The sequence below is a fragment of the Stenotrophomonas sp. 22LJNL06-5-1 genome, from assembly GCF_056861455.1.
This window is the reverse complement of the sequence record NZ_JBSPUE010000002.1, coordinates 570,545-578,477: the sequence shown is the minus strand read 5'-3', so window position 1 is coordinate 578,477 and position 7,933 is coordinate 570,545. Positions and strand designations below refer to the sequence as shown.

At 63.3% G+C, this 7,933-nt stretch carries 8 protein-coding genes; 6 read left to right on the top strand and 2 right to left on the bottom strand.

All coding sequences use genetic code 11. From position 1 onward, the window contains the following. Nucleotides 1-128 precede the first annotated feature (128 nt). The 6 genes from AC13GF_RS08275 (at nucleotide 129) to AC13GF_RS08250 (ending at nucleotide 5,897) form a co-directional block, all read left to right on the top strand. Nucleotides 129-767: a DUF4189 domain-containing protein gene (locus AC13GF_RS08275; protein WP_483004298.1), complete on the top strand. Its 639-nt coding sequence runs from the start codon at nucleotides 129-131 to the stop codon at nucleotides 765-767. A gap of 268 nt (nucleotides 768-1,035) precedes the next feature. Next, nucleotides 1,036-1,644 carry a DUF4189 domain-containing protein gene (locus AC13GF_RS08270; protein WP_483004286.1) on the top strand — a complete coding sequence of 203 codons (609 nt, stop codon included), beginning with the start codon at nucleotides 1,036-1,038 and terminating at the stop codon, nucleotides 1,642-1,644. Between the two features lie 697 nt (nucleotides 1,645-2,341). After that, nucleotides 2,342-2,638 (top strand): DUF4189 domain-containing protein, encoded by a 297-nt coding sequence (locus tag AC13GF_RS08265; protein ID WP_483004285.1) that lies wholly within the window; start codon nucleotides 2,342-2,344, stop codon nucleotides 2,636-2,638. Between the two features lie 394 nt (nucleotides 2,639-3,032). After that, complete coding sequence (locus AC13GF_RS08260) at nucleotides 3,033-3,569, top strand: hypothetical protein (RefSeq protein WP_483004297.1); 537 nt, start codon at nucleotides 3,033-3,035, stop codon at nucleotides 3,567-3,569. Between the two features lie 57 nt (nucleotides 3,570-3,626). Next, on the top strand, nucleotides 3,627-4,631 hold the full coding sequence (locus AC13GF_RS08255; protein WP_483004284.1) for an XVIPCD domain-containing protein: 1,005 nt from the start codon (nucleotides 3,627-3,629) through the stop codon (nucleotides 4,629-4,631). A gap of 426 nt (nucleotides 4,632-5,057) precedes the next feature. Next, nucleotides 5,058-5,897: a hypothetical protein gene (locus AC13GF_RS08250; RefSeq protein WP_483004283.1), complete on the top strand. Its 840-nt coding sequence runs from the start codon at nucleotides 5,058-5,060 to the stop codon at nucleotides 5,895-5,897. Between the two features lie 54 nt (nucleotides 5,898-5,951). Here the strand turns inward: AC13GF_RS08250 and AC13GF_RS08245 are convergent, their stop codons facing one another. Together AC13GF_RS08245 and AC13GF_RS08240 are read right to left on the bottom strand one after the other, a co-directional pair. Continuing rightward, entirely contained in the window at nucleotides 5,952-7,277 is a 1,326-nt protein-coding gene (locus AC13GF_RS08245) for an XVIPCD domain-containing protein (RefSeq protein ID WP_483004282.1), read from the bottom strand. Then, nucleotides 7,274-7,927, bottom strand: coding sequence for a hypothetical protein (locus tag AC13GF_RS08240; protein ID WP_483004281.1), 654 nt, complete (start codon nucleotides 7,925-7,927; stop codon nucleotides 7,274-7,276). Before AC13GF_RS08240 ends, AC13GF_RS08245 begins: the two co-directional genes overlap by 4 nt. Between the last annotated feature and the right edge of the window lie 6 nt (nucleotides 7,928-7,933).

Here is a 7,933-nt window from a genome sequence, read left to right as displayed (position 1 = left end):
TTCGCAGATAGGTGGCAGCCCGGTTGCGCAGGCGCCGGGCCCGAGTGGGCAGCCGCCGGGTAGTTACTACACGCCGGCCGCTCCGGAGAAGGGGCAGTCCGGCCAGGACAGTGGTGCGCATTATCGACATGCGACCGCACGTTCAACTCTTCCGTCGTCGGAATCCTCCAGGGGTGCCGAAACCTGTCTCAGAGCTGCACATCCCGGCAATCAATAGCCCCCCATGCGTACGGAGTAGAAGCGTGAAATACATGATTCCCCTCATTCTTGTCGGCTTGCTCCTATGTTTGTTTGTGGCGGGTGAGGCGAAAGCGGAAGGGCGTTGTCCGCCAGGGCAGTACCCCATTGGTGGTCAGGGCGTAGGTGGATGCGCACCTATTCCGGGCACCGGTACCGGTGGCGTCCAGAGCGGCCCCATTGCTACTGGGCGTTGGATCAAGACTTGGGGGGCTATTGCGGGGGCGGCAAGCACGGGCGATATGGGGGCTTCCGTTGGAAGGCGCTCCAAGCGAGAGGCTGTCTCAGAAGCGCTTGCTCGGTGCGCGACACATGGAGCGAAAGACTGCAAGATCGATGCAACGTACAAGAACCAGTGCGTCGCATATGCTGACCCTGAGCCGGGCAGTAAGGGAATAGTTTCTATTTCAGTCGCCGGCTCAAGAGAGGAGGCGACCAGTCGGGTTCTCTCCTACTGTGCGAAGAACGGCGGAGGGCAATACAAGGTGTTGTACACGGATTGTGCTGAGCCAATATTTGAATCTTTCTGAACTATGCGAGTCGAATATCATGGGGGGGCTTGAGTCGGCCTGTGCATGATGGGAATGGCCTGCTGAAAAGCAGGCCATCTCATCTGTGGGGAGCTGGAACAGCCGATCTAGGTGGTAACGTTGGGTGTCGTCACTAGTCCCCCTTAGTGCAGTTGTATTGGGTTGCCCTCGTCTGTCGCTACTCCGGGGCGCCCACCCGGCACCTATACACCAGCTGCTCCTTCGAAGCAGGATTCTGTCAATCCGGAAACCAGTAATTCAGCTGGAAATGGCAGGCTCACTGTTCCGCAAGGGGGGCTGCTGTCCCCCCAGAAAACAGGGCTCCGGGCTGCGAATAAGATCAGCGGCAACTGATGAAGAGGTAAATATGTCTTTGGCTTCGCGCGTGGTTCTTCTGATGCTTACGTTGGTAGCTGCCGGCCAGGCATTTGCAGAAGGGCGTTGCCCGCCAGGCCAGTATCCAATCGGTGGCCCGGGTGTCGGTGGGTGCGCCCCGATTCCAACCGGGGGGGAGAGTGGCACATCTGCGCCCAGGCCCGACGGCCGTTGGATCAAGACGTGGGGTGCCATCTCTCTGTCACCGGCGTCCGGTGACATGGGGGCATCCAAGGGTCATAAGGATAAGTCGGCAGCCGAGACAGAAGCCCAGGAGCGATGTGCGCAGTATGGGGCGACCGACTGCAAAATCCTGACAACTTACAAGAACCAGTGCGTTGCCTACGCGACCGCGCAGGAAGGACGGAAAGTAAGGACGAACACGGGAGCATCGCGCGAAAGTGCAATCCAGAATGTGCTGGCAGCGTGCAGTAAGGAGAGCATCGGGCAATGCAAGGTGCTCTATACCGACTGCACTGAGCCGCTCTTCAAGTCTTATTGAGCGAGGGGGTGCCGGGGCCTGCAGGCATGAGTTGCTAGAGGTGGCATTATGGGTTGTTATGGAGTGTTGACCAAACCAACATTCAGAGCGTCTGCCGTACGAGGTCGCTTTGGCCTCGTTCATCGGCTTGCGGTCCCTGTTCATTTTCTGCCTGCTGTTTGCCCAGGCCAAGCAGCTGTTCAAAGGTAGTTGTTCTACGGCACAGGCACGATGTTCCCCTTGTGGTTCTGGTGGCGACAGTATCGATTGCGTTGGGCATGCTGTGCGGATGCCTGGGTTCAGAGATTCCAGGTCAGCGTGGCGCGGCAGAACTACGTGGGCATGGTGCTTGCCGAGCATTCCGATTGGAATCGCCGAACTCTCCAATGATCAGGTGGCCCGCCAGCCTGGGCTAGGGTTTGCTCTGTGAAGCTTCCCAGTCCGGGAGCATGTCTGGGCGACGATCGTCTGCTCAGATCGTCCCGCCCTTCACAATGGGCAGCAGAGGAACGGGTGTCCTCATGAAACGAATCCACCGCAGTTTTCTCCCGTGCCTGCTGATTGCGGGCCTGCTACCGTTCACTGCCTCGGCCGAAGGCCGCTGCCCTCCGGGTCAGTATCCAATTGGTGGCCCGGGTGTCGGTGGGTGTGCCCCGATACCCGGTGCACAAGGAGGCGAATCGGGCACGCCCATGTCAACGGGCGTTTGGCAGAGGCGATGGGAAGCTACAGGCCCAGAGGGGCAGCCGTTTCCCAGAAGTCGAAGCGTGTGGCACGTTCGCTTGCGGTGGACGCGTGCAGAAGCGACGGTGGACAGAAGCGCGAGGTCTGGATCGCCTTCCGGGATCAGTGCGTCGCCATTGCAGATCCTGTTGGAACCCTTGCCCCTGACGCAATCAGTGTCGTGATGACTGCCGGTAGCGAGGTCCTTGCCCGTTCCGGTGCCACGCGGGAGTGTCGAGGGAAGCTTGGCCAAGCATGTGAGATTGCCTATTCGGGATGTAGCCTGCCCTGAGGGCACTCTCCTTGAGTGAGGTGGGGCAACGATGATGCGTTCATCGAATTCAGGTGCTGTAGTTCCAGCGGGTTGGTGACTGTTCACGATAGGCCCGTTTTTTGTGTGATCAATTGCGCTTTTCTTTTCGGGTCCCCTTCGACGAACGGTGCTTCCTCGAAGTAAGCTGCGTACGCGTCAAAAATCCGACGCATCGGTGCAATTGAGCGCAGGAGCTTTTCCGTCCATGAGGACTCTGACGACCCACCGTGCGGGCGACGCTCATGACCATCGAAGCCCTCGCAGGGTCAGGGCTATCATCCGCTTTGGCGGGCATCGGGACAGGTGGCGTATTGCGCGGTGTCCCGGCCGTTGCATGGATACTGGCAAGACGGCTTGGAAGGAGTTGCAGGGGATGGAGAAGGGGAGTGGCACGCACATGGACAATGCCCTGGCGTTCGTTCCGTCCGGCGCGAACCTGCTGGAAGCCGTACGCGGCGATCTCACTGGCAATGGCATCGACGATCAGTTGCTGGTGATCGATCAACCTGCGCCCGATGGCCTGGTGCCCGGCGAGCACGGTCCCAACCGGGTGCTGTTGCTGCTGCTGGGCGATGCGGCGGGCCGATGGCAGCTGGCCGCGCGCAACGACAAGCTGGTGCCGTGCTCCACCCGTGGCGGCATTGCAGGCGACCCCTTCGCCTACGTGACGATCGAGGATGGTGCTTTCAGCGTGATCACCAATGGCGGTAGCCGCGAGCGCTGGAGCAGCACCTACCGGTTCCGATATGCGCCTGCGGACAAGGCCTGCTGGGTGGACGGGGTGAGGCGCAGGGTCGTGGATATTGAGACCGAAGCGACCAACATCCGGGATTACTCGGTGGCGGAGTTGGGCAGAGTGCGGTTCGAGGACTTCGACCCGTCCAGTGTCGCCGAGGTGTCGCTTCCATGAGCCAAGCTCCCACCGGCGGAAGGGAATCCGCGCTGATGAAGATTCAGGAGTTGCACTGTGTCGACCGATAGAGAGTCGCAGTTGTTGCGACAGGCCACGGAGGCTGGCATCACCTCGTCCCGGGAACTGGCCAATTTCATGGCCCAGGCCGGGCACGAATCCCGTGGCTTGAGTCGGCTCAACGAGAGTTTCAACTTCACCCGGGGCATCTCGCAGATCCCGGTGGAAGCTGCGTGGCGCAATGGCAATGGTGCGCTTGAGAGCGCCCGCCAGGAGGCGCTTCGTGGGCGGCCGGAGAATCTGGCCGAACTGATGTACGGCGGGCGCATGGGCAACGACGCGCCTGGTGATGCACTGAAGTACCACGGCCGCGGCTATCTGCCGTTGGTCGGCAAGGAGAATTACGAGCGTGCCGGCAAGGCGCTGGATCTGGACCTGGTGAATCACCCGGAACTGGCCGCGCAGCCCGAGCACGCGGGGCGTATTGCCGTATGGCAGTGGCAGACACGTGTGCCGGAAGCCGCGCGCGAGGATGTGCGTGAAGCGACTCATGCGATCAATGGTGCGCTCAATGGCATCGAGGCACGCCAGCAGCGCTTCGAGGTCTGGCAGCAGAAGTTGACGCCGGACGTGATGGTGCGACTGGATCGGGGCGAAGTCGGTGCGCCAGCGCAGAGTGTTGCCCGAGACATGTCGCAGACCGGTGAGCCCGGCAACGCGTTGTTCGAGGATGCACGCCGGCACCTGCAGCAGATGGGACCACAAAGTGGACTGCGCAATGCACAGGAGCTCGCCAATACCGCTGGCGCATTGGCGCTGGGGGCGCAGAAAGCCGGCCTGTCGCGTATCGATCATCTGCTGGCGGGCAACGACGGCCGCACGCTGTTTGCGGTGCAGGGCGCGCTGGGTGATCCGGCGATGCTGCGTGCGTCCGTTGACCGGGAGCAGGCCGCCCAGCAGCCACTGGCGCAGAGCAGCCAGCAGTTGGCGGCCAGTGTTTCGCAGCAGGATCAGTCTGCTGCCGTTGCCCGCGAGCAGGAGCAGCGTTCACGTTCGATCTGACCCACGGGGGTGCTTGCGGGGTGGAGGCCCGCAGGTGCTGGACGCAAGACGCGTGGCGCCTTCTGGCGCCGACATGGAAACCCAACGTAAGGACACCACATGCGAATCGCTCTCCCGAGTTCCCGGTATGTCGTTGCCCGCGGTACCTCGTCCGCGCGCCGACTGCCGCCGCTCTGGCTGCTGTCATTGAGCCTCGTTGCTGCGGTGGCACAGGCTCAAGAGGCCGGGCCAGCCGCCACTCCCGCACCCGCAGCACCATCAGAGGCCGCCGCGGCTGCCGCGCCAGGGGCGCCGGCTTCGGTGGCGCCAGAGGTGGCAGTGGCTTCTGCCGACGTTGCGACGACGCCAGCCCCAGCTCAGGCCCCCGTACCCGCGCCGCGTGCCGAAAGCGCGCCTCCGGCACCAGTCTCCCTGGCAATCCTCCCCTTGCCGCCGGAGCAGTCCACCGAACGTGCGCTTGGTGCCCGCTGCCCGGTCGACCTGGCCGGTCGCCTGGCGACGCAGGGCGATCTATTGATCGGCGCCTGCGAGGGACCGATGCCGGCCCACCTCGCGGCCGTGCTGGTCGCGTTGCCCGAGCAGGACATCCATCTGCCACGCAGCTGGCGTGAGCGTGAAGTGCGCCAGAAGGTCTGGTACAAGGCGGTTCCCGGTTTCGGCCAACGCCCGGACTTCATCGCGCGCATCGGCGATGTATGGCTGCGTTCGTTGGAAGGGCGTGACCCCGACAGCACGTTCTATCTGGTGTCGGCGCCATTCCTCTGCAGCGACCCAGCGACCGGAAGAACTGTGGAGGCACAGGAGCCGGTACGCGTGCCGGCCGGTGACTGCCGCGAGGCCTATGTCAGCCAGCGTGTGTACCAGGTACGTGGCGATGCGGCGCCGAGGGATGTCACCGCCGAGGCGATGCCGGCCATGCCGCAGGTGACCGATGCGGATCGTGCACGCCAGCTGGCCCGTGAGGGCAGGGTCACGCTGGATCACAGCAAGCTGCAGTTCGGGCCTGCCATGCGTTGGTTCGTGCAGTATCCGGAGACCGCGCAGAAGGGTGGTCCGCGTGCGTTCAGTGACTGGAACCGCGAGCACCTGGCCTTCGTGGTCTGGACCGGCGATCGCTTCGAGTTGCGCGACAAGATTCCGCGCAGCCAGTGGCCGTGTGATCCGGTGGCGCCGGGTGATCGCGCCTGTGGCGGCTTCCCGGATTCCGGGCCGGATCTGTTCGTGACCGCCAGTGCGTCCGCGCCGGTCGCGGCCTCCAGCCCCTGATGCAGAGGGCCGAAGTGACGCGGGAGCCGGATTGACCGGCTCCCGCGCTGGCCATCAGGCCTGCATGCTACGGGTCTGGTTCTGCTGCAGTTCCAGTTGCTGATCGCGGTCCTGTGCCAGGCGCTGTCCCGCGGCTTGCTGATCAATCCGCTGGCTGCTCTGCTCCAGCGGGGTGTTCATCGCCACGGCCGTGTCCACCGATACGCGCAGATGCGCCGGGTCGCCGCCCTGGCCCTGCACCGCGAAGCTGCGCGAGGCATCGGCATTCATCACCACTTCGTCGATGCGCTTGCCACCTGCCGCGTGCATCTCTGCCGCCAGGCTGCCCGCCAACTGCGTACTCATCACATCCGGCACGCGACCGACACGCACGTCCTGTGCGTGCACGCCGCGGATCGCGTCATTGAACAGCGGGTTGCCCAGGTGGTTGGCATCGTCCATGCGCAGCATGCTGGTGTGATGGCCGTTCTTCTCCGCCTCGCGACGGGCCGGCTCACCGGGTTGCAGCGGGCCACGGATGTGGTCGTACAGATCGATGGCGCCGCCCGGGATGCCGCGTGCCGCGCGGGTGACGCCGCGACGCAGTGACTCGACGTCATCGCGGTACTCCTCGATCATCTTGGCGTTTTCTTTCGCCAGCTTCTGGGTTTCTGGATGTTTCAGCACCGAGCCTTCGTCGAGGAAGTTGCCCAGTTTGTGCGCGCCGAACGAGCTGGTCGCCGCAATGATCGGCCGGTCCGGAATCAGATCACGCAGGGCGTGATTGCTGAAGCCGTTTGCCGCGAGCGTCTTGATCTCGTCGGGCTTGGCATAGATGCGGACCTGACCGAAGTGCGGCGAGGCAGCGCTGACCGGATCGGACGCCATGACGTGGTTGATCATGGTGTTTCCGCCTTCCGGGATGCGGTAGCTGAGGCTGACCGCGCCGTAGGCATTGAAGGTCTCGCCCTTGACGTTGAAGTGGTGCGAGGTGATCTGGGCCAGGGCACCGCCGAGGGAGTGGCCGGTGACGGTGACCTGGGGTGCGCGGCCTCCAAATGCAGCTTCCTGCTTCGCGTAGTCCAGCGCGCTCTTGGTCAGAGCGATGGCATCGGGGGCCTGCACATTGGTGCGGGCAACCACCATGCCTCCGTCGGTGAGGATCGCATCACGAGCGATCTGCTCGGTGCCGCGATGAGCGACCACGATCTCGTTGGTGTCCGTGCGTTGGTAAATGGTGCCTTGGTAACCGTTGAGCCGATTGTCGACATGCTCAAGAACTTTGTACTCGTGTCCGTTGAGCGTGACTTTCTCTTCCTGGCCCGGAGCCCGTCGCCCGACTGCACGATCCTTATAAGCGTCATCGGAAAGTGCGGCGTAGTCCTGAGAGGTGATGGTCATTGGGTGACCTCACTGGCGCTGAGGCTCATGGTGAACAGCTTGCCCTGCAGTTCAGCGACGTAGTCTGCAGGATTGGACTTGCCGGTGGCCGGATAGTTGGCAGCAAGCGGTGCCCGCGGATAGGCCGCGTCTGGGTAGTAGAGCGTATGCGCGCTGCCTTCGGTCAGTGGCTTGGCCTCGATGAAGGTGAGGAAGCGCGTTTCGCCTTCGGCACCCGTTGCCTTCAGCATCGCCCCTGCGCCGCTGAACTCCCACTTGCACACGCCACGGCCGTAGTAGTCCTCATCCAGCATGCGGTCCACATACAACGTGCCACGGTACTCGCCGTCGGCGACCTTGCGCAGCTCCACCGGCTCCTGGCTGGTGATGCGTGCGGCGGTACCGGTGGCCGGTTCGACGTGCCCGCACTGGTCTTCGTTGGTCACGTCGTACTGCGCGACTCCTTCGACGACCGCGAAATCACCGGGGGCATCCTTCAGGCGCAGCACCAGTTCATAGGCCTTGCGCGGGCTGGGGTTGAGCTTGGCGAGGCCACGCCCACCCTGGGCGACATCGGCTTCAGCAGCGGCACGTTCCTGGTTCATGGCGGTCTCCGGATTGCAGGCGGTCAATAGAAGCAGAGCAAGGCACGGAATCATCTTGTGGCGCAATGTCGG

Coding starts and splice junctions, on each gene's coding strand:
- AC13GF_RS08270 (WP_483004286.1), top strand. CDS start 1,036: ATGGCAGGCTCACTGTTCCGCAAGGGGGGCTGCTGTCCCCCCAGAAAA.
- AC13GF_RS08265 (WP_483004285.1), top strand. CDS start 2,342: ATGGGAAGCTACAGGCCCAGAGGGGCAGCCGTTTCCCAGAAGTCGAAG.
- AC13GF_RS08260 (WP_483004297.1), top strand. CDS start 3,033: ATGGAGAAGGGGAGTGGCACGCACATGGACAATGCCCTGGCGTTCGTT.
- AC13GF_RS08275 (WP_483004298.1), top strand. CDS start 129: ATGCGACCGCACGTTCAACTCTTCCGTCGTCGGAATCCTCCAGGGGTG.
- AC13GF_RS08245 (WP_483004282.1), bottom strand. CDS start 7,277: ATGACCATCACCTCTCAGGACTACGCCGCACTTTCCGATGACGCTTAT.